The organism is Nitrosopumilus sp. b2, from assembly GCF_014078535.1.
GTDB classification, from domain to species: Archaea; Thermoproteota; Nitrososphaeria; order Nitrososphaerales; family Nitrosopumilaceae; genus Nitrosopumilus; species Nitrosopumilus piranensis.
Map to the genome: position 1 here is coordinate 140,441 of NZ_MU078702.1, position 23,258 is coordinate 163,698.

The 23,258-nt window shown below is 35.4% G+C and carries 19 protein-coding genes and 1 tRNA gene; 8 read left to right on the forward strand and 12 right to left on the reverse strand.

Going from position 1 to position 23,258, the window contains the following annotated elements:
• The first annotated feature begins 125 nt into the window (after positions 1-125).
• Positions 126-1,154: a 4-demethylwyosine synthase TYW1 gene (gene twy1, locus C6989_RS00910; protein WP_182126093.1), complete on the forward strand. Its 1,029-nt coding sequence runs from the start codon at positions 126-128 to the stop codon at positions 1,152-1,154.
• On the opposite strand, the gene rdgB is transcribed toward twy1, so the two are convergent.
• Positions 1,114-1,680, reverse strand: a complete 567-nt coding sequence (gene rdgB, locus C6989_RS00915; RefSeq protein WP_182126570.1) for an RdgB/HAM1 family non-canonical purine NTP pyrophosphatase — start codon at positions 1,678-1,680, stop codon at positions 1,114-1,116. The genes twy1 and rdgB overlap by 41 nt on opposite strands.
• Positions 1,664-2,284, reverse strand: a complete 621-nt coding sequence (locus C6989_RS00920; RefSeq protein WP_182126094.1) for a KEOPS complex kinase/ATPase Bud32 — start codon at positions 2,282-2,284, stop codon at positions 1,664-1,666. Before C6989_RS00920 ends, rdgB begins: the two co-directional genes overlap by 17 nt.
• Positions 2,285-2,321: 37 nt before the next feature.
• On the opposite strand from C6989_RS00920, the gene C6989_RS00925 reads away from it, so the two are divergent.
• A complete protein-coding gene (locus C6989_RS00925; RefSeq protein WP_182126095.1) occupies positions 2,322-2,645 on the forward strand; it encodes a hypothetical protein in 324 nt (107 codons plus the stop codon).
• Here C6989_RS00925 and kae1 read toward each other — a convergent pair.
• Positions 2,642-3,625, reverse strand: coding sequence for a KEOPS complex N(6)-L-threonylcarbamoyladenine synthase Kae1 (kae1, locus tag C6989_RS00930; RefSeq protein WP_148702264.1), 984 nt, complete (start codon positions 3,623-3,625; stop codon positions 2,642-2,644). The genes C6989_RS00925 and kae1 overlap by 4 nt on opposite strands.
• Position 3,626: 1 nt before the next feature.
• A complete protein-coding gene (locus C6989_RS00935; protein ID WP_182126571.1) occupies positions 3,627-4,814 on the reverse strand; it encodes a redox-regulated ATPase YchF in 1,188 nt (395 codons plus the stop codon).
• Positions 4,815-4,886: 72 nt separating this feature from the next.
• On the opposite strand from C6989_RS00935, the gene C6989_RS00940 reads away from it, so the two are divergent.
• Positions 4,887-5,435, forward strand: a complete 549-nt coding sequence (locus C6989_RS00940; protein WP_255464612.1) for an adenylate kinase family protein — start codon at positions 4,887-4,889, stop codon at positions 5,433-5,435.
• Between the two features lie 31 nt (positions 5,436-5,466).
• Complete coding sequence (gene tgtA / locus C6989_RS00945) at positions 5,467-6,978, forward strand: tRNA guanosine(15) transglycosylase TgtA (RefSeq protein ID WP_182126097.1); 1,512 nt, start codon at positions 5,467-5,469, stop codon at positions 6,976-6,978.
• A gap of 38 nt (positions 6,979-7,016) precedes the next feature.
• Here tgtA and C6989_RS00950 read toward each other — a convergent pair whose 3' ends face one another.
• Positions 7,017-7,319, reverse strand: a complete 303-nt coding sequence (locus C6989_RS00950; protein ID WP_014963910.1) for an ATP-binding protein — start codon at positions 7,317-7,319, stop codon at positions 7,017-7,019.
• A gap of 140 nt (positions 7,320-7,459) precedes the next feature.
• Positions 7,460-7,672, reverse strand: coding sequence for a hypothetical protein (locus C6989_RS00955; protein WP_012215921.1), 213 nt, complete (start codon positions 7,670-7,672; stop codon positions 7,460-7,462).
• Positions 7,673-7,785: 113 nt separating this feature from the next.
• On the opposite strand from C6989_RS00955, the gene C6989_RS00960 reads away from it, so the two are divergent.
• The 4 genes from C6989_RS00960 to C6989_RS00975 all read left to right on the forward strand — a co-directional run bounded on the left by C6989_RS00960 (position 7,786) and on the right by C6989_RS00975 (position 10,395).
• Positions 7,786-9,051 (forward strand): MBL fold metallo-hydrolase, encoded by a 1,266-nt coding sequence (locus C6989_RS00960; RefSeq protein WP_182126098.1) that lies wholly within the window; start codon positions 7,786-7,788, stop codon positions 9,049-9,051.
• A complete protein-coding gene (locus tag C6989_RS00965; protein WP_182126099.1) occupies positions 9,032-9,895 on the forward strand; it encodes a DNA-3-methyladenine glycosylase 2 in 864 nt (287 codons plus the stop codon). The genes C6989_RS00960 and C6989_RS00965 overlap by 20 nt, the downstream gene beginning before the upstream one ends.
• A 33-nt stretch (positions 9,896-9,928) precedes the next feature.
• A tRNA-Arg gene (locus C6989_RS00970) sits at positions 9,929-10,003 on the forward strand.
• Between the two features lie 41 nt (positions 10,004-10,044).
• Positions 10,045-10,395 (forward strand): hypothetical protein, encoded by a 351-nt coding sequence (locus tag C6989_RS00975; RefSeq protein ID WP_148702269.1) that lies wholly within the window; start codon positions 10,045-10,047, stop codon positions 10,393-10,395.
• Here C6989_RS00975 and C6989_RS00980 read toward each other — a convergent pair.
• The 6 genes from C6989_RS00980 to C6989_RS01005 form a co-directional block, all read right to left on the reverse strand.
• The gene (locus tag C6989_RS00980) at positions 10,392-10,856 is read right to left on the reverse strand and encodes a cupredoxin domain-containing protein (RefSeq protein WP_148702270.1); all 465 of its coding nucleotides are present in this window, start codon (positions 10,854-10,856) and stop codon (positions 10,392-10,394) included. The two genes, C6989_RS00975 and C6989_RS00980, sit on opposite strands and share 4 nt — an antisense overlap.
• Entirely contained in the window at positions 10,853-12,445 is a 1,593-nt protein-coding gene (locus tag C6989_RS00985; protein ID WP_148702271.1) for a cytochrome b, read from the reverse strand. Before C6989_RS00985 ends, C6989_RS00980 begins: the two co-directional genes overlap by 4 nt.
• Entirely contained in the window at positions 12,429-13,034 is a 606-nt protein-coding gene (locus C6989_RS00990; protein WP_148702272.1) for a Rieske (2Fe-2S) protein, read from the reverse strand. Before C6989_RS00990 ends, C6989_RS00985 begins: the two co-directional genes overlap by 17 nt.
• A 43-nt stretch (positions 13,035-13,077) precedes the next feature.
• On the reverse strand, positions 13,078-16,887 hold the full coding sequence (locus C6989_RS00995) for a S8 family serine peptidase (RefSeq protein ID WP_182126100.1): 3,810 nt from the start codon (positions 16,885-16,887) through the stop codon (positions 13,078-13,080).
• A gap of 31 nt (positions 16,888-16,918) precedes the next feature.
• Positions 16,919-17,887, reverse strand: a complete 969-nt coding sequence (locus tag C6989_RS01000) for a methyl-accepting chemotaxis protein (protein ID WP_182126101.1) — start codon at positions 17,885-17,887, stop codon at positions 16,919-16,921.
• Positions 17,888-17,994: 107 nt separating this feature from the next.
• Positions 17,995-23,136 (reverse strand): hypothetical protein, encoded by a 5,142-nt coding sequence (locus C6989_RS01005; RefSeq protein ID WP_182126102.1) that lies wholly within the window; start codon positions 23,134-23,136, stop codon positions 17,995-17,997.
• Positions 23,137-23,258: the final 122 nt, after the last annotated feature.

Sequence of the window (23,258 nt, forward strand, 5' to 3'; positions counted from 1 at the left end):
CCTGAGGATCCAGTTATTAAACCTCACTCTAAATTCACCTAAAAATATCAAATGTTTTGGGTAAATTTTCAATCTTGAAGAAAAAACTCGATCAATTTAAGTAAACCAAAACAAGATTTGGACATATGAGTTGCTCAGGTGAAATAATTGATGGAGAAGAGCAATTGATTCAGATCAAGCCTGCAATATCTGCACAACTAAAAAAAGCAAAGTACGGTGTTTCTGATCACTCAACTGTAGAACTATGTCACTGGACAAAAAAATCATTCAAACATGAAGGTAATTGCTACAAACACAAGTTTTATGGAATTTCAACTCATAGGTGTATGGAATTTTCCCCAGCAGGAATGCATTGTGAGAATCGTTGTGTTTATTGTTGGAGACCAATGGAATTTTATGATTCATTAGAAATGAAACCAGAACAAGTTGCAGAACCTAAAGAAATTTTAACTAAACTAATGGCTGAAAGAAAAAAACTGATCAATGGATATTATGGAGATTCAAGAAATGATAAACAAAGATTAGATGAATCTTTACTTCCTAGCCACTATGCAATTTCACTTTCAGGAGAGCCTACAATGTATCCTAAATTACCAGAACTAATAAAATATCTAAACTCACTTCAAACAACAAAATCAATTTTTCTTGTTACAAACGGTCAAGAGCCAGACATGATTCAGAGATTACAAGACGAAGATGCATTACCTACACAATTGTATTTATCAACTAATGCAGCAGACTATAAATCGTTTTTGAAAATTAACAAGCCAAAATATGATGATTCGTGGGAGAGATGGAATAGAACACTTGGTATGCTAAAACATCTAAACACACGAACTGTTCTACGAATCACATTGATCAGGGGGTATAATGATCAAAAAGACATGATTCCAGCATTTGCTAAAATGTTTAGAGAATCAAGTCCTCATTTTATTGAAATAAAATCATACATGCATATTGGGCGTTCTACAAACAGGTTAGAACATTCAAACATGTTAGAAATGGAAGAAGTAAAACAATTTAGTGAACAAATTGCAAAACAGAGTAAAATATTCTCAGTGATGGATGAAAGTTTTGTTTCAAGAATTTCAATATTGCAAAATAATGAGAGATTTATCGATCGTTGGATTCCATCTTATGCAAATACCAATTAGAAAATTTTTTCAAAGATTTAAACCTATGAGATAAATCATTTTTGTTTTTCATTTCGGCAAATGTTTTTTTATAATTTTTTGGAATAAAAATTGGATCATAACCCCAGCCCATTCCATTTTGGGATTTTGAAACAGTTCCATCTAATTTTGCGTCAAAAGATTTCAGAATTTTTTTATCACAATAAGTAATGATTGATACAAATTTTGCTTTTCTTTTTGTTGTGAGAAGGTTTAAAATTCCTTTGTTGCCAATAGTTTTGAATACATATGAAGAATATGGACCTGGAAATCCATTTAAAGAATCAATGAATAAACCATCATCTTCTATTATGATTGGTTTTTTGCATTTTGAAAATGCATCATATGCTTTTTTTTCTGCAATTTCTTTTAATGAAGTGGATTGAATTTCATCTAAACTTAATTTGAAAAAACCTAGTTTTATTCCAAATGAATTGAGAATACTTTTTGCTTCTTTGTATTTGTGGTAGTTTGAAGATACAAAATATAGATCAAACGACTTGTGCATACCTACCACGACTTTCAATATCTGACACTAGTTTAGTAATTTTCACGTAGTTGGCATTTCCAACTACAGATTTGTATCCAAATAAGAAATTCTTCCATGCAGGAATCATGATTTTTGCATGCGCGCTGTTTAGTATTTCTTTAATCAATCGCAGATCAACTGCATGATCCTCAGGTTTGATTGTATTTTGAGACAAACCAAAATCAATTACATAGACGTTATTTTTGAATAAAATAAAATTTGAAGTGGTTAAATCTCCATGCATAATACCGTTTTTATGAAGCATTCCAACAAGTTTTCCAATTGTCTTTGATAGTTGAATAATTTTTGATTCGGATAAATCATGAACTGGTTTTCCTTGAATTTCTTGCATAGTAATTGAAGTTTTTTCCAAGTTAACAAAATAAACAAGAGGTGTTGGAATTCCAAATAATTTTACTTGAGAAATCATTTGAGATTCTTTAATAGTTCGTTGCTTACGAATTTTTGAGTCAAGTAGTAGATTACGATAATTTTTTGTTTTTCTGATTTTTAAAATAGCAGGAGAATTATGCCAAATAGTTTTGTAGATGTCAGCCTCTGCTCCTTTCTTAATTAATTTCATTAACGTTATATTCAAATGAATTCAATAAAAATTAATCATGGAAGAGGGTGAAAAAAGAATAAAACAAGAGGATTGTAGTGAAGATGTTTTAGGTTCAGGTATTCTTACATTGACCAACAAAAGATTAGCTTTTGATAAAACTAGAGCAAGAATGATGGATTTCTCAAAACATATGGGAGATACCATATTGAATGTAACATTAGATAATGTAACAAAAACGTGGAAAGAGGGATTACTAATGAAAAAAGTATGTTTTAATGCAAAAATAGATGACGGGGATAAAACCTACAAGTTTGGAGTGTTTAACACAAAAAATTGGCTCAAAAGCATTGATGACGCAATTGCAAATTATGAAAATTAGTAATCAACTTTAACAGAATCTAATCTCCAAGATTGTGTAACAAATGTATCTTTGAGTAAAGTTCCTTTCTTAACTTTAGATTCTAAAAGTCCTGTCCAACAAATTTGACTCCCACAGTCTCCAGCATATTTTAAGGGGACAACATAAAATTTAGAACCGTGTCGTTTACACACATCTTGCAGCATTTCAGATAATCTTTTGTTAGCAGCTACGCCACCTACAATCATTAGTTCTTTTTTTCTTGTAAAAGACAAAGCACGCTCTACTGCTTCTGCAATCATTGCAAAAGCAGTTTCTTGAAGAGAATAACATGCATCAACTTGATTTGTTTTTGCTACAGATTTTGTTGCAGAAAGTAATCCGGAAAACGAGACATCGTTTCCTTTAACTGAATAGGGCAACGTAACATAATTTGAGGATTTTGATGCTAATTCTTCTATGTTTTTTCCACAAGGAGATGCAAAACCTATTGATCTGCCAAATTGATCTAGCAGTTGACCCAAAGTGATATCCAAAGTTTCACCAAATACTCTCCACTGTTTGTTTAGAAATGCCAAAAGCATTGTATGACCTCCAGAAACTAAAAGAACTAAAGGATTTCTTGCACCAGTTAGCAGTTTTCCTAATTCAATATGACCTAATGCATGATTAACAGGATAAATTGGAATTTTGTAAAAAGATGCCAGTGACCTTGCAACTACAGCTCCAACACGCAAACATGGACCCAATCCAGGACCAGCAGCATAAGAGACAATATCTAAATCACTAATTTTGATATTTGCTTCATCAAGGCATTCAGATAGCACAGAAGAACTGTTTTCAATATGATGCCGGGAGGCCTCTCGAGGATGAATTCCCTCTCCATCTGCAGGACGAAATATTTTTCGCACATCTGATAGAATCTTTCCTTTATTTCCCTTTTTTTCAATAACGGCACATGAAAATGTATGAGCTGTACTTTCGATTCCTAACCCTAACATTTTATCCCCTACTTAGAGTTGAAACAATTTTGATCACATCACCATTTTTTAGTTTTTGATCACCACTGATTCGTTGTTTTGTTTTACAGTCAATTGCATGTAAAAATCCTTTTGCTATATCAGCATGAATTAATCCTGCCAAGTCTTTTGCAGTTGAATCTTGTGGAAGTAGTTTAGCATCAGGTAGAATAACTCCATCCTTATTGGTAAGTTTAGTTTCGTCTTCAACTGGATATACTACTATAAAGTTGAGTGAATCAAAAACAGCAGTGTTTAAAATTTTTTGAATCCCAGTAGAAGGGATCTTTTCAAAGATTGTTTTAACTAAATCAAGTGCTTTTTGTTGAGGAGGTGCAATTTCTTTTCCTTCAGGAATTGTAAACCCTTCATCTCCCGAAGAATAATTTACAATACAGGCTTTTGATGCTTTGCGTAATAATAATTCAGTTTCTGCACTACAAGGAATTACATTGTCATTAATTTTTTTAATTATATCAAGATCAGGACATAAATCAGCTTTGTTTGCAGCAATAATCATAGGTTTTGTATTTTTTCGTAGCTCTTTTGCAAATGCAACTATATCATCATCAGTCCATTCTTTTGGATCCCGTGAGATAAAACCTAATTTTTGTAAAACATCCTGTACTTCAAAGTCTTTAATTCCCAAACCAGTAAATCGCTTTGCAATTCCATCTGTAAGTTTATCTCTTTTTTGATGAATTTCTCTTGTAATTTTATCCCATTCACGTTTTAAAATATCGGCAAACCATTGATCAAATTCATCTTGAACAAACTCCACATCTTCAAGAGGATTATGGGTTCCTGGTGGAACTGGTTGTCCCTGAATATCAGTGGTTCCAGCAATATCAACAACATGAATCAAAACTTCAGCTTGTCTTGCATCATCAAGAAATTGATTTCCTAACCCTTTTCCTTCATGTGCTCCAGGAACCAATCCAGCAATATCAATAAGTTTTACGGGAATGAATCTTGTTCCTTTAACACATAGATCATTTTGATGTTCAATTTTGAAATGTTTACAAGCACAATCAGCTTTTACATATGCAACTCCAATATTTGGCTCAATAGTTGTAAATGGGAAATTTCCTGAAGCAACAGGGGTTTCAGTAGCAGCTGAGAAAAAGGTAGATTTTCCAACATTTGCTTTACCTAGTAAACCAATTTGCAATGATCTCAAGAATTCAATTCTACTTATTAGTATTGCAGAAATCGTTTAATGGCTACATCACAAATTCATAGTGTGTCAATAGTCATTACAGGGAATCCAGGTGTTGGGAAACATACTATTGCAAAAGAGATTTCACAAAAAATGCAATTAGAAATAATTGACATTAATCAAATTGCAAAAGATTCAGGATTATTTGAGGAAAATGATGAGTCAAATGACGTAGATGCCAAAAAATTAAAAGAAATTCTTGATAAAAAAAATTTAAACAAATGTATCATTGTAGGACATTTAGCACCATATGTTTTAGACAAAAATAGAGTTAGTGTAGTTATTATTTTGAGACGTAGTCCATATGATTTAATCAAAGTCTACAAAGAAAGAGGATATTCAAATAAAAAAAGCAATGAAAACGCTAGTAGTGAAATTCTAGGAATTATTACATATGATGCAAAAAACCAATTCAAAGACAAAGTTGTACAAATTAATGTTAGTCAAAAAGAGATTCAAGACGTTCTAAATAAAGTAGAGTCAGCTGTTTCAGGGAAAAAAGATTCTGAAGAAGTAGATTGGCTTGATTTAGTTACCAAAAATAATGATTTGAAAAAATTTTTTGTTGATTGATTAAATAACGCCTTTTGGTTTGAAAATATACTTGTTTGAGATATCAAAAACAGATTTGGCAGGCCGTATAGGCATTATAGAGACAAACCACGGAAAAATTGAAACACCAGCTTATGTTCCAGTCATTCATCCAGTAAAGCAAACAATTCCTTCAAAAAAAATCAAATCAATTGGTTTTGATTTGGTAATTACAAATGCATACATTACTAGAAACAACTACGGAGACAAAGCAATAGAAAAAGGAATTCACAAAATTATAGATTATGACAAAGGAATTATGACAGACTCTGGCGGTTATCAAGTTTTAGAGTATGGTGATGTTCCAGTTTCTCCAACAGAAATGGCAGATTTTGAAGAAGGGATTATGACAGATTTTGCAATTCCATTAGATAAACCAACAGGGTTTGGACTTCCAATAAAAAAAGCAGAAGCATATGTCAAACATACACTCAAAGTCTGCAAAGAAACTATTGATAATAGTAAAAACAATGGGCAGATTTGGATTGGGCCAATACAAGGAGGAGAACATTTTGAACTTGTTGCAAAATCAACAAAAGGTTTGATCAAAATGGGTTACAAAATGTTGGCCTTAGGAAGTCCAGTTGAATTTATGGAGTCATATGAATATAGATTGTTAGCTCAAATGATTGTTGCAGCAAAAAAACAGATTCCACATAACATACCATTGCATCTTTTTGGTGCAGGGCATCCATTAACTATTCCATTTGCAGTTGCCCTAGGTTGCGATACATTTGATTCAGCTTCATACATGCTATATGCAAAACAAAACAGGTACATTACAGAAGACGGGACACGATATTTATCAGATATAGTAGTATTTCCATGTAATTGCGAAATATGCTCAAAGTATACTCCTGATGAGTTACGACAGTTAGAATCAACTGAGAAGATTAATCAGATTGCCATCCATAATCTGTATGCAATAAAATTAGAAGTTGACAAGGTAAAGCAGGCAATTCATGAAGGTAGGTTATGGGAATATGTTATCAAAAAGGCAAGAGCACATCCAAAATTATTTGAGATGATAGAGGTTATGACAGAAAATGCAGAATTTCTTAAAATTGCAACCCCAAAATTCAAGGAAAGGGCAATTTTTCTATTTGATAAAGAGGATCAATACAGGCCTGAGGTGCAGTCATTTCATGAGACAGTAAGGAAATTCAAATCAAAGAAAAAGAAACTACTAATCACAAAAGAGTCATCAACAAAGCCAGGATACCTATCTCACCAATTTGTTAATCTATCAAAAAAACTCAAAGATTTTGAAGAAACTCAAGTTTGTCAATATAATCCCCAGTTAGGATTAATTCCAATTGAGATTTCAGACATTTTTCCTGCTGCCCATCATGAGACATCAAGGATGAATTTTGATCCTAAAGAATTCTTAGAGTTTGGAAAGACATGGGAGGTATTTTTTGAAAATAATCAATTTGTAGAAATTCGATATGACAAAAAGGATAATTTTTTAAAATATTTTGTAAAAACATTGCCAAAAAAAATCAAGAGAAAATCTTTTTCATAATTAAAAATAAGAAAAAAGAATGTGCTAAAAGATTCAGCTTATAGTGCTGCGTCTTCTGCCCAACCGTTAATGAAGACACCGTTTTTGTGAAGAGGTACTGGTTGTCCAGCAGTGTAATTCATTGGTCTCATCCAAAAGATTGATTTTGTTGGGCATACACCGATGCATGCACCATCAGAAATACATCTTTCTGGGTAGAAGACAAATGCTTTACCTCTCTTCCAGCCTTCAACTGGTTTTACTCTAAGGACATCTGGACCAAGAGTTGTACAGATTTCTACACATAGTGCACATCCGATACATCTTTGTTCATCAATGTCTGGAAGTATTGCTATTGGCATTACAAAACAAAGAGTGCTTGATTACTATTTAAACCATGATTGATATCCATAACCCTGTTATGAAATTTGATCGTCAAAAATCATGCGCAGAATCTAGATTGAAAATTTTAAAAAACAAAAAGATAACGTGATAATCACGTTTATTTTCTCATTGCGTCTATTTGACCAGAAGTAACCCAGTCAAGTAATTCTGCAGAAGATGGATTAAGGTCTGCCTTCTGATTCATCAGATTGTTAACCCAAATCCAGTTAATTTGGTTTAGGAGCGGTTTGTTTGCTTCGTCACCAGCACGTGTTTTAGCGACGACGGCTTGATCTTGTTGTCCTAACCATTCTTGGAAGCTTCTTCCCATGAGGATCGGATCTTAGCTTGCACTAATTAAAGCTTTTGAAGATTCCATGTTAGGCATAATGATCGGTTTTTTGTCAAGAAGGTTTTAACGTAGATGAAAATTCATTCTAATTCTTGAATGTTAAAGTTTTAGGTGCTGCAAACGAGGTTGGCAGATCAGGTTTTTTAGTAAATTGCAATAGAACAAATCTCTTGTTAGATTATGGGGTATTATTTGGAAGAAGGGGCACACCACCACAATACCCACTACATGTAAAGCCAAAGGACTTGGATGCAATAATCATCACACATGCCCATTTGGATCATTCTGGAAATGTTCCATCTCTTTTTGTAAGCGGAAATACTGATGTATATGCAACTCCACCAACATTTGATTTATCAAAATTATTAATTGAAGATATGCTAAAAATTGAGAAAAATTCGCATCCATTTGACATACCTGAATTAAACAACATGATGAAAAATGCAAAAGAGATTGGGTTTAAACAAAAAATAACCAAAGGTAACGCAACATTTGAGTTAAGAGAGTCAGGACATGTAATAGGTGGTAGTACTGTCTTGGTAGAATCTGAGAAGAAACGACTGTTCTATACAGGAGATATTAAAACAAATGGGTCAAGAATGCTTCGAGAGATGGATTTGGATATTGGTGAAATTGATATGTTGATTACTGAAAGTACCTATGCCATGACAGAACAAAAACCAAGAAAAGAATCAGAAGCTGAACTAATAGAATTTGCAAATGAAGTAATGGATAAAAAAGGAATATTGTTTATTCCATCGTTTTCAGTTGAACGCTCTCAAGAGATTGCATGTATTTTAAAGAATGCAAATTTCAAACACAGAATCATTATGGATGGAATGGCATTAAAAGTAAATCAAATAATGTTTAAACATCCAGAATACCTACGAGACCCAAAAATGTTTTCTGAAGCAATTAAAGGGGCAACTGCGATTACTGATCATGGAGAAAGAAAACGGGCAATGGATGAACCATGTGTTGTAATTTCACCTGCAGGGATGTTGGTAGGAGGAAATGCAGTTTTCTACTTGCAACATCTTGCATTTGATGATAAAAATGGAATAGCCCTTGTGTCATATCAAGGAGAAGGCACTCCTGGTAAAAAATTACTAGAAACAGGAAAGGTTTCAGCTAGAGGAAAAGATATCAGTGTAACTGCCCAAGTAAAACAATTTGAGTTTTCAGGTCATGCAGACAGAAATGAATTATTTGATATGATTAAAAAAATAAAAGGCAATCCCAAAGTATTGACAGTACACGGAGATTCTGAATCTTGTGATTCATTTGCACAAGAAATACATGAAAAGTTTGGATTAGAAGCATATTCTCCTGCAGTTAATGAAGAAATTGCTGTGTGAAATGCAAATAAAACAAACGATAGATGTAGAAAATTCAATAAATAGTGGCCAAGTTTTTCTTTGGAGAAAAAATAATGATTTTTGGTACGGGGTTAATGGCCAAGATGTTCTTCAAATAAACAGTAATGGAAAAATAGAATCTTTGAAAAATAACAATACAGATTTTTTTAGAAATAAAGATAATTTTGATGAGATAATTAAATCCATTTCAAAAGATAAAACAGTGAAAACTGCTGTAGAAAAATTTGCAGGGTTACGAATCATAAACCAAGATCCTTTCCAATGCATAATTTCTTTTATTGTATCTTCTAATTCAAATATTCAAAAAATTAAAAAAAGTCTAGAAAACATATCAGAAAAATTTGGAGAGAGTATAGAATACAAAAATCAAGAGTTTTTTTTATTTCCTAATGCAGAAACAATATCTAAAATATCAATTAATGAAATTAAAAAATGTGGTGTTGGTTATCGTGCCAAATTTATAAAAGAAGCTGCAAAAATGATTTCATCACAAAAAATTGTAATTGAGGATTTGAAGACACTTAGTTATGTTGATGCAAAAAAGAAAATCTGTACCATCCCCGGAATAGGGAACAAAGTGGCAGATTGTATTTTGTTATTTTCTCTTGATAAATTAGAAGCATTTCCATTAGATAGATGGATGATTAGAATTTTAGAAAAATACTATTCAGATAAATTTCAACTATACACTAAAACAATTACAGAAAAACAATATGAAAGTATACATGAAAAAATTGTAGATTATTTTGGCCCATATGCAGGATATGCACAACAATTTCTCTTTAAAATGGAAAGAGAGAATTACCAAAAAAAGTGGCTGTAAACCCTTAAAATGGTAATTAATTGCTAGGTTTTTGGGCCCATAGCTCAGCATGGATAGAGTGTTGGACTTCTAATCCAATGGTCAAGGGATCGAAGCCCTTTGGGCCCGCTTAACAAAATTATTTATTCTAACCTGAAGATGTGTCTTTTGTGAAAGATATCGAATTCAAATTGAACTCAACTGATATTCATCCAAATTCTGAAATTAAAGGAACAGTATCTGTTTCATATCCTGGAAGATATGACGGAGTGGTAATCAACACACAGATTTTGGATTCAAATGAGCATATTACTTACAAGTCATACAATGGAAAAACCATTTCAAATAATGTAGCAAGATTGTTTATCAACAAAGAGGTCATGGCAGACAATAAAGCAGAATTTACTGCACAGATAAAATTTGAACCAACTCAAGAGTATGAAGTAAAATTCAGAGCATCAATTATTGAGCAACATAAAGAAATTGAGAGCCAAATAATTTTTGCTAAATATTCTAGCTAGAATCTACTCTTTTCTACGATAATTGAGCCTTTCATCCATGGGTGTGGTTGGCAGTGATAGTGAACTTCCTGGGGTTCAGTAAATAGAAATTCATAGGTATCTCCAGGTTTTAGAACACCAGAAGAACCAAAGTCACCACTATAACCATCAGCATGTCTATGATCTGGAGTTACAGTATGTGCTGTATCATCATTGTTAATCCACTTTACATTATTTGTAAAGGTTAGTAGAACCGTAGGATTGTTTGGCACATAATTCTCATTTCCTTCAATAACAGCACCTGGAACTATTTCAATAATGAAAAATTCTTCTTCTGGATGCAAAATATGATCTGATACGGATGGTTTTGCTAAAGATTCTGGAAGATAAAATGAAGTGTAAAAGACAACAGTAGCAGACATACCAACAATTAATGCAATTAATCCAATTCCATAAGCATGACTTGACGTTGGAGCACTCATAATTTTTTCACTCCATCTTGATCAGCGGTTCCAATATTTGAGTTATTATTTGCACCAACTCCTAAATCAGTTTGAGATTTTGGAGTAGGGATCTCAGGGGCCAACTCTTTTGGTTTTTCATCTGGTTTTGCATTATCTTCTGGAATTTCACTTTGCTCAGATGTTCCTTCAGGTTCAGCAAGTTTTGGTTTCTCATCTACTACTGGAACAGGAGGTGGTGGTGGAGCATTCTTTTGCTCGCTCAATCCATATCTATACACATGGAAGAATGCTGCAAAGACCAACAAGATAATTCCAATAAAGAACAATGAAACATTCTTCATTCCTGTTAAAGCCGCATTGTATGCTGCTATGTTTAAGAACACTTGGAATGCCAATAATGCAATAAGTACCCAATTAATCCATTTTTCAGAGAGATTGATTGTAGCTACCTTCTTTGGACCAGTACTTTTTGCTAACTTAGATTTTCTTTCTGCCTCATTTGCAAGTTTGATCATCATGTATGTGAATCCAAATCCTAGCGGCACCAACAAAATCATTACAGAGTAGAAGAATATTGGATCAATTACCAAACGTTCTACCAATGGAATGGATATATCAGGTGAGATATAGAAGCCCCAGTAAGTTGTGACCATTATTTGGGCAAGACTAGTAATTCCAAATGCAGTAATAATTGGTCTTTCTCTCCAAGAGAATTTTTTGTATCTATCAATGAATGGAATCAATACAAATGATATGATGAATATTAATGGCCAAAGCAGTCCCGTAACAAACTTGTCATATTGTGTCCTCATGAATGCGTAAATTCCAGTCAAATACCATTCAGGGACTGTAACACCAGGCGGTACCGTAGGCTCAAACTTGAATCCCATATCAATTGGGAATACACCACCTGTGATGAGAATGGCACCACCTATTGCCATTACCATAGGGACATCAAACACTAAGAATCGTGGGAAGTGAACTGCCATCAATCCAAGCATTACTATCGGTAACAAGAATACATGTTGTGCATAGAATCTCAGCACAAAGTCTGAGAATCCACTACCAAGCGCCGCGTCACGAATTGTCGGGCCTGCAACAGGAATCGAAGTTGTCAGAGACGCTGCAATACTAATTGCAAGTTCTGCTCTTTCACTAAAAATAACATCATAACCAGTAAATGCTTCTAAGATAGTAACAACACCTAAAATGACACCAGTCATCCACAAAACTTCATTTCTAATTTTGTATCTTCCACTAAAGTACTGATAATACATGTGAAGAACAGCTAAGAGGACCATAGCATTAGAACCATGATAGTGTATGTTTCTAATGTGGAAACCAAATGGGACCTCATCATTAATGAACTTGACACTATCCCATGCCCTATCCAATATCGGTTGATAGTAAAACATGAGCAGAGCTCCAGAAATTCCCAGAATAATAAACACAATGAATGTTAACATTCCCAAAAATCCAAATGGACTTACAAATCTTGCAGGAAATGAAAACTTGATTGCAGTAAAAATAGTTCTATCTACGCCATCCCATAACCAATAAAGGAATTCAACTACACCATTTCTTCTTTGCTCAAGCGAAACGGCCATATCCAATTACTCCATTATCATTTGCATTAAATTTTGGCGGTAAGATATACACCAATCCATCTGAATCAATTTCCAAAGTTAGTTTAGGTAAAGTGTTTGATGGTGCAGCCTGCACTGACGCAGGACCGACAAAAGCAGTTCCAGAAACTGGATCATACATACTTCCATGACAAGGACACTCTCCTCTTTTTCTTCCATCATCAGGCCAATATTTCCACAAACACCAAAGATGCAAACAAATCATACTAAAAGCTCTAAATGCAGAGACGTCATTTTTCCCACCACCTAATTCTTCAGGAAGTCTAATAAACTGCCATTTACGAAATGCTTCTGCATCAAGTGCAGCATCTCCTGTTGCAGGATATGTAATAACTTCAGCATGATTTATTGGAAAAGTGTTAACATTAGCTTGAGTGCCATCAGGTAAAATTACAGGGACTTTTTCAAGAGATGCCTGATTTGGGTTTGGCATGAAATTTCCAAATGGGACAAATGGAGCAAAAGCTAAACCAGTTCCTGCGGCACCCATCAACTTTAGAAAGTCTCTTCGGGATAATCCGGCAGACTTTTTCGTCCCCACCTCTGACATTCAAGCTGACGTACTCGCCAAATTGCTTATAAACCTTGTTCAGTTACTGGGTAAATTTTTGTCTAAGGATAAAGATAGAAACAATTCCGATCGCAATTCCTATTGCTATTCCTAGTGCTATTCCTGTTACAAATAACGAGTCTGATTCTTTAGAAGAAACTATCACATCTTTTGGAGGGGATTCTTCTAGGATATTTTTAGATATATTTTCAGAAATTATTTTTGACTCAGTAGAAGGTATTGAACCTGTAATTATTTCTGTATTTTGAGGAATAATTTCAGTAGAAATATTTGTAAATTTAGCTACCAATGTGATTGGTTCAGTTGTGGAATTTCCTCCAAACAAGGTAGAATGTGTCAGTAGTGTATAAGTACCAGTTTGGTTAATTGGTACATGCAACACAGTTGATGTATCATCTTTGTTTTTTACTGGGAAAAATCCTCCACCCTGACTAAATGGAGTGTTACCTAACCAATCAAGTGATGGCCATCCAAGAAAATGACCAAAGACGCCAGAAGGTACATTAGTTTGAATTATCTGGCCTAATGGATCCATAACAAATACAGCTAGATTTGTGTCATCACTAGTCCACGAAATTTCGATAGCTGCAGAGTTTACAAATTCATTTTGTATGTCAAAATAATATTGTCTCCAATCACCTGCCATGTAACGATTAACCATATCAAATGCACCTTTGGTATATCCATTTCCATAAAGAATATCATCACTTTGTTTTCCTTTGATTATAATTGTAGAGTCATTTTCTGTTATTGATTTTTTAATTACAAAAGATACTGGTGCGTTTACTTGATGCGAATCACTTTGAAAAGTTAGAAATCCTTGATACACGCCTGTTTCTAAATCAGTTGGAGTAACCAGAGTCACGTCTACTTTTGAAACATCATTTGGAGGCACAGTTATTGTTTCATATTCTGGCCACAACATAGACCATTTATTATTTTGATAATAACTTGCTGAAAGTGTGTAATCCATTGATGTTGAATTTTGATTTGTGTTTCCCAACCAATATGAGTATCTTGTTGGAACAGGATAAACACCAACTAATGGAACACCATCAAATTTTTCATTTGGTTCTGAAATTCTGATTTCCTGAACTGTTCCCCATGATCCACCTCTATTTACCATAGAAATTTCATCATTGGCAATTTTTGTGTCATTGTTTTTATCAAGCCAATCATACATATACAAGGAAGATATTTTGATATCATCTGCATAAACATCAGATGTTTTATTAAGAAATTGATTAAATGGAAAATTTACGTTTAGTATCATCAAAGAAGATTCTTTGGGAATGGGGTTTTCTTTTTCAAAAAAATCTCCTAGTTCTTTATGTTGCTTTACATCAGAAAGTTTTACATAATTTGGAATAAAGACGTCAGTTTTGTTAATTATAGAATCTTGTTGGCGCGGCGTTGTAGTTCCATTAAATTGATTATGTTTGATTAAAGACAGGGTTTTTGATTTTATATCAATTGAAATGGGATCATTGGTTGGATTTTCAATAGTAAAAGTTGTAGTAGTCCTGTCTCCTGCAGTTAATTGTCCAGCAAACCAACTAGTCATAGGAAATGAATGTGAAGGGAGATCAAATTTGTCAAATCCCACTCCAGTAGAGTTGAAATTTTTTATTGAAGGTTCAACAATTTGTTTAATGTTTTCATATGATGCATTATTGTATACGACAAACACATCATTTTTTCCATTGACATAGTCTAGAGCAGATTCAACATTTACCAAACCAGAACCCTGAGTGAAAGGATCATTGCCCATATCAGATGCAGTAGACATCAAGATATTTTTTATCAAAAAAGGATCATAGTTTAACGAATGTTTTGTCATCTCTTCAATTAAGATTGCTGCACTACCTGATACTAGAGGTGCCGCCATACTGGTACCTCCAAATAAGGAGAATGATTCTTTCTTGGAATCTTTTTGAGTTTTTATTACATTTGAAGGAACAAATCCATGTGCACCAATACTCATAACATCAGGTTTTGGATCACCAATTAGTGTAGGGCCCCTACTTGAAAAATCCACTACATGATTATAATGATCAGTGTTATTACCAAATCGAGGCTGATCTTTGAATGGGCCATATCCAACGAAAACATTGTTAGTGGTTGCCCCAACTGTAATACCAAAAGGGGATGCATTTGGCAATCCTATTGTTCCATATCCATGACCAGAATTTCCTGCACTAGACACCACTACAACTCCAGGATAATCATCATCTAGCGAATGTGGGGTTGCCAACATAGTTTGAATTAATGATAAGATATCTAATCCAGGTGCAGCATTAAATGATGGAAAACTTGAAACCCCCCAGCTATTAGATATAATATCTACTCTAGGTTTTCCCGAAAATTTCCAACTGTTATTTTCATTTTCAAATCCTGCAGACCATAGCCATGCAAAGACAGTATCTCCAAACCATAACGCCTTTACCGGCAAAATTTTTGCATCAGGAGCAATTCCCGTAATAGAATATTTTTTTGTGTTATTGTAAATGTCATATGTTTCTTGACCACGTGAGGTAATTGATGCAGCACTAGAAGTACCATGTCCCATGAAATCAGTCATTACACCAAAAAATTCACCAGCAGGATCTATTGGAGGTAAAAGTGTGCCATTAATTGCATTAAGTTTATCATCAATTTCAGTAGAGTTGTTTCTAATTACACCATAAACATCTAGAACTTTTGCACCAATTGTTCCAGCACTGTAATCATTTTTTCCATCATTGTTTGAGTCATAAACAAGAAATTCTTTTCCACTACCAAGTACAATTGGTTTTTCATCAGTAAAATCAAAGTCATAGTTTGGCTTTTGTCCTGATGGTAAATCAAATCGAGTATAATCTTCCCATGATGTACTTAAATCAGGAATTATTGTATCATAAACTCCGGGAATAAAAGAATCAACTACAAGAACAGGTACTACTTGGATTTTTGCAAGAGAACCACTTAATCCACCCTGATACATTACACCAAGATGGTACTGTCCACTCTTTGATTTTATGTAATTCCTATTGTCTTGACCAATTTTCATATCATTAGTTAGTGTTCCATTAAAAATTGGAGAAGAACCAATCTGTGGAAAAAATGAATTATAAATTGGAATTTCACTGCCCTTTCCACCCTGAGACACATCAAGAAATACTCCATTTTTTGTGACATATGCTGATGAAGTCATGTGAGATGGAATTGGTTTACTGTAATTTCTTATAATCTCGTTATTATCAACATATGCAAAAAAGGTTGCATTTGTTAGAATAATCCCTTGTCCATCAGCATCAAGCATTAAAGGATGATTGATATTGTCTCTTGCAAGAGAATGTTGAATATCTGGATTTGAGAAATCAACACCAGTATCCACAACTGCAATGACAGTTCCATTTCCTGAAGAATCATAGTTTTTTAGAGCAGCGCTTGAACCTGTTATTGTTCCAATTCTTGAGGCATCTAAAATTTTATCATTTGTTGAATGAAAATCTAGTTTGTAATCTTCAACTATATGGTAACCCTGTGTAGTTAGTAGCGAAGCTGATTTTTCAGACAAGAGTGAGACGTAAAAAAATCCATAGTCAGATTGTACTCCATATATTGAATTATTTTTTACAAATTCAGAGTTTTGTGAATTTGTTCCAAAAATCAGATAGCGCTTAAAGTTATTTTCAATAAAAAAATCAGAATCTATGTCAACAATTCCAGAATCAAATTTGGGTGGGTTGTTTTGATTTTGAAAAAATATATCATCTTCAGTAAATGCATAAGAATTTGTCAAAAAAGACGAGAGAAGAAGTATTGAAAAGAAAATAGCCGCTTTGGGCATCAATGAATTTTTGTTTATTACGTTATTATAACTATCTTCTTCGTGCTAATATTGCAATCTGCAATGCAACTATAATTCCAATAGATGCAATGATTGGAAAGAGTAATGAATTTAGTTGAGAGGAGGCTTCACTAATAAATTCCACAGAAGTAGAAATTGTTCCTGTGCTTTCATCTATCTTGATACTTGCAGTTTCTAATGTAGTATCAAAACCTTCAATCTCAGATTTCAAAACATTTAGTTCTTTTGAGGTGTCATCTAAAATTGTATTTAATCTAATTATTTGTTCAGATATCCCACCTAGATCTTGACTTAGAACATTTGTAGCAGCAGAGCCATGAGATGTAGTTCCTTGGCTAAAGGCTACAACATGAAAGACATGAGTTCCCTCCTCAATAGGAGTATAATCTACATAGTATAATCCCTGATGCAAAGTTTTAAAGGAATTTGTTAAAGTGACAGAGATTCCTGAGGGCAAGTGGACATGTGTGGTTCCAAGTAATTGAGCAGGCTCATTTCCTATCAGTAATCCATCACTTGTTGTTTGCACAAATACTCTAATTGGTTGGTTAATTGCTGCAACTTCTGGTGCAAAGACTAAGGTGTTTACAACTCTCTGAACAGGTACATCAAGAAGTTCAGTAGTAGATGAAAATTGTACGTCAATTTTTTTTGAGATTCCATTTTGTTCGGTACTAATTACTTCAACAGTGTATGTCCCATATGGAAAATTGGTTGATGGTTGAGGCCACGTCAACAAGGAGTAGTTAAAGGAGCCATCAGGGTTGGTGGTTAATTGATCAAACTTTGCAATGGTTTCATCAGGTGCAAATAATCTTAGAATTAGATTTTCTTCAGATAAGCCAGTTCCATAAACTTGAAGATTATGTGAGGGCGCATAGACTTTGCTGTTAGTAGACACAACAAGGTCTGCATAAGAACTTGGAATTTGTACAATTAATAATATAGAAAAAATCAGAAACAAAATTTGAAATTTCATTTTAATTAATCGTTAATCTTCTCCTAGATATTACTTCTGGAAAAATTGTCTATAACTTTCGTTAAGAGGTATTCAAAAAAAGAAAAAAAGGGTAATGTGAACTAGTTTTAGCTTACGTTGACAGTTGTACTAACTGGTGGTGATAATGCCGTAGGATTATCTACTGATTCCCATACAAATGCTGTTGCAGTGTATGTGCCTGAGGCAGTTGGAATCCATGATAATGCTGGGCTGAATGATTGACCAGAAGATAGTGAACCTGTAATCCATGCAAGTGAGACTGTGACACCGTTTGCATCCTGAATCTGTACCAAGTATGCAAATGATTGCTCTCTATCCTGACCATTTGCTAAGTCAGCGCTGATTTGTACCTGTTGGTCAACGGAAACAGAGTCTAAGCTGTTACCGAATGCGTCAACGGTTCTCAAGTTAGCAGCTGGTGCTCTCTCGAGAGGTGGTACTACAGTGCCAATTAGTGAAGTGGCAGTAATATCAAGTTCATCTGCAGTTGTGTATGGATCAGGTAGTGTGTTGTCCTCATATTCTGCGGTGACTGTATCACCTTCTGAAACTCTGAGTCTGTGACCAGATGATTCATCAAGGGTTGTGAAGAACACAGTTCCCTCAAAGATTCCGGTTGCCTCATTAGTCTCAGTTACAGTAAGGTCAATACCTCCGGCATCGGAGTCAGACCACACATCGACAGCGAAGTTGTCGACTGCTTCTGGATTAAAGTTCATGTCTGGATCAATTACTCTTATAACACCTGTTCCGCTTGCTGGGTAACTTGCTTCAAGCCATTGTACCTCACCAATGTTCCATCTGATAAGTGCAGAGCCTACGATTGTTTCATCCTCTGAGAACTCAAAGGAGATAGTAAGTCCGTCATCATCATCAGTTTCTATGAATCCATCGGTTGGACCTGTACCATCTGCAGATGTGCTTGCAAATGGACCTTCATTTGTACCATCACCGTCTGCATCGTGTGAGAATCCTGTAAGGATTACTTCACCTGTGAAGATGCCTGTGTCAGTACCAGTTTCGACGAGTTTGTACCTATCGATATCAAATCCTCTAGTAGAGACCTTTATTGGATCACTGCTAGTTTCTCCGATTTCGTCAATTAGGTCACTGTCAAAGTTGTGATCTGGTGCGACAATGGTAATGTATACTTTGTCAGTCCAGGTATAGACTTTTTGGTCAAGTTCCACAGTTGCTCCGAAGTTAGAAGTGTAGATTGTCAAGTTGACATCTTCATCTTCTTCACCTACATAATCAGATCCGGATGGACCCCAATCGGTATACTCGAGGATAATTTCTTCTCCTCTTTCTAACTTGTCACCATTTAGTTCTTCAGGAATTTCGATGACAATCTGGAAGATACCAGTGCTGTCACCTGTTTCTCTAAAGGCATCAGGCTCTGGGTCAAATGCTGCGGCTGCACCGGTAACACCTTTGTTACCCATGGTGGTAGTTGCTGCATCAGAGTCCCATTCGATCAAGTCCAAGTCATAGGTCTCAGCACTGTCATTGTCTAGATCAAAGTCTGGCTCAATGAGTGTTAAGATCATGTCTGAACCGATAATGTATACGGATTTGTCGGATTGTAATACACCGTTTCTAAGGTCAAAGGTAGCAGAATCTGTGACAGTGTTTGAGCTACCAGATGCATCAGCTGGGTCTGTGTATTCTACTTGGAGAATATCTCCTTGTAGGATACAGAAGTCCTCACCTGAATAATCAGTGGCTACATCAAATCTGTCTTCTGTGTTACCTGTAGCAGCAGTATCCTCATCAGTTCCTAACAATGCATATGTTGGAGTGTTTGGACAAAGTGCTGATGCTGGACCGTCGGTGAATTTAACAGTTACATCCAGTTCGAATATACCTGCATCTGGTGCGATTTCAGTAATTGGACCAAAGACTCTGATGGCATCAGTTGCAGTTGCTAATGTAGTTGTTGCAATTTTGCCATTAACTGCAGGAGATCCGGCAGTTCCGAGAACGATAGTGTTAGAACCTCTTATTACAGAGATCTTAACAGGACCGTCACCGTTTGAGTCAGCGGTTTCATTAATTTTATCTTCACCAGCTGGGTTTATGTCAAAGTCTGGATCGTTTACTCTTACGTGAATTGTTAGATCTCCACTTGGGATTTCAAATCCTGATCCAATATTAGTGGTACCGATTGCGGTAGCATGTATTGGGAATAGTGATCTGCCACTTGGGGTAGATGCACTAGATGAGAAATCACCAGATGTTCCGAATGGAACTGGATAGACAGTTCTATCCAAGCTAACTGAACCAGTATTGGCTCTTACACCTGCGGAATCACCGACTTCGATGATTTCACCAGATGCATCTCTATAGTCAACATAGTTGACTTCGATGTCGAGTCCAGTTGTGGTTTCAGGTGAACCTGAATCTTGTCTACACCAGTCTTTTGGAATTTGGAAGTCACCGACAAAAATACCTGTTGCAATACCAGTCTCAACTAATGTGAAACCAGTTTCGCCAAGGCCTTCATCGTCGGCTGTTGCTGTACAACTTGCGTGGGACTCCCACTTTACATCATCAAAGGTTACATCTAAGAGTCTTCCTAGTGAACCAAATGTTAATGTTTCAAAGCTTGTAGCAACATCTTTTCCAACTTGATCATCATCAACATCACCTTCATCGTCTACGACGGTAAAGATATCGATGAGATCAGAGTCTACGTTAAGATCTAAGTCTTCTAAGGTAATTACAACAGTGTCAGCAATCTTGTATGAATCTTGATTAAATGATACAACACCAGAGTGGCTTGGAGCCTCTTCTTGATCAGATACTGGGGTTACAACACCATCTGCACCTCTGTCATTATATGTGACTCTTGGTGCATCTTCATCGGTCAAATCTTCAATTACTATGAATGAAGCATCATCTGCGATTGGTGATAATCCAGTATATGTTGCAGATTCAAGGATATTGAGCTGGTTAACCATGACATACTCAAGTGAACCCTCAAAGGTACTTGTGTTGTCACCAGTTTCTTCAGCTTCAATTCTGATTATTTGGTTTGCAATTCTTTCAGTAGCTTGCACACCATCATCAGTGAATCCGAATGAGAAGAAGTCAGCTACGATTGGAGTTCCTGTTGTAGTACTATCATATGCATCAAGTGAATCTGCAACAAGGACCAATCCTATTTCTGAAGTTGTTGTTTGATCATATAGATCGACCATAATTGGATCAGTAGTAGAGTCTCCACCAATCAAGGTTAATGATTGGGCTTCAACATTGACTGCTAATGGAATTAGGTTTCCAGCATTAATATCGGTTGTTGCGATATTGTCTGGAAGTGTACCTACAAACAAGTATGCGTCAGTAGTTACAGTGCTATCTATACTTCTAATATCAAGGTTAAGTAGGTTGAATCCAAATAATTCACCAGTTACACCATCTTCAGTGTTAGGAATTGATGCTTGCAAATCTGCAACAGTTTTACCTAAGTCAATAAGTACTGCGTCTGAAGAGGTTGCGGCATCATCTGTGATAACAGCTCTTTGACTGAATGCTTGAATTGTTGGGGCAATATCGACGTTTAAGTCGTTTGCACCTGGCAAGTCATCATTGTCTATGCTTGTTGAACCAGTGTAGATGGTTCCCAAGGTTGGATCAGAAGATACACCTGGGAAAGTACCACCAGCATCTAGGGTGTCATCAAGGTCAAAGAACAAAACTTGTTTTGCGTTTTCTAAAGTGAATGGAGTACCAGTTGTTAATGCTGGAATCAATGCTACGTCAACATCATTTACATCTAAGTCTTCATCTGATCGGCTGTTTTTATTGGCATCTGAATCTACGATAATTACTGGAATCTCTTCACCAGAGTTCCATTCATCATCTGGAGCTTGAATGTCAATAGTTGCAAAGCCGAATCCTACAAGAATTGTCGTTGGGGTTTCATTATAATCAACTGATGCAGAGGTTCCTCTCTTTGCATCAGATGTGATTTTAAGAACGGATTTATCTGATTCATCATATGTACCAAATACACCGCTGTTTGGACCCTGTTCTGTAATTGTTACTGGCATATCGCCTTGGAGATTATCTGCTGCTGTCTGGAATTTTGTTGGATCATTGGTATCTGTTTGACCAGTGATCAATTCAATTGCAGAATCACCATTGTCTTGAATAGTGAGTACTTCAGTACCAGATGTTTGGGCATCATCATTGACGATCAATACACAGTTGTCTTCACACATTAAGTCACTTAATTTACTGGCAGTAAGCAAGTTGGAGTCTGTATTACCAGCACTATCACCTGCTGCATTACCATTCTCATCGAATACTTGATAGTTAGTACTTTTTGCAGTACTTAGTGTACCAAATGTCCAAGAGTCCTCGTCAGTTGGGTCAATGTTTAACCACAAGTCTGTGATTGTAGCATGGACTTGAGCATTTCGAGGATATACAGTTCTATCTAAGGAGATAGAGGCAAAGTCTTCAACAGTATCAAATGTGAGTGTTGTTGTTTGAACACCACCACCTTTGTTGTACTGTACGACTACGTTACCAGAAGGTGTTAGATCGTAAAGCTGTATAATTGGCCAGTAGTCAGCATCAATACCGATTTGACCTACACCATTTGTACCTGGTTTAGTTTGGTTAGGATCTTTTGATTCTCTAACCACGTTGTTTTCTAGACCAGTGGAAGTGGCAGTTGTACCACCAGATCCTGTTGTACAAGTAGATGCACTAGATGGAATTGTAGTTAATCCCTGAACACCATCTGAACAGTCATCGTTATCTGGAACAGCAACACCAACGGTATCACCGAAGGTAACTGATGAACCAGTAGCACCTAAATCAGTATCTTTGTTGATGAATTCACCAAAGTCAAGACCTTCACCAGCAGTAGTTACAGTAGAATCTGCAGTTTGTGCTTGGAGTCGGTCTGCAAAGTAACCATACCAGTTACCATCAACGGCTTGTACCATTCTTAGTATTTGGCCGTTTACTGTAACGTCTGGTTCACCTTTTGCTTCATCTGTGTCATTAATGTCTGAATCAATTACAACGACCTCAATTACTTGAGGTCCTGACATGTAGTTATCAAACTGTGAGTTTTCTGCGGAAACAAATAGGTTAGCGTTGGCTGCATGAGCTGCAGGCATTACACCTGGGATAGCAAATGTCAGTCCACCGGCAACCATAATTGTCATTAATGTAAGACTAGTTATTTTACGTCCTATTTCGTTATTCATGTTATTGATGTTTTTCTCTAAAGTTTGTATTTAAGGCTAATGGACGAATTGTCCACAAATGATGTCATTTTTGTAGATTTTTTATGCCTAGTCCATAATTGTTGTAAAATTTTGATCGCGTG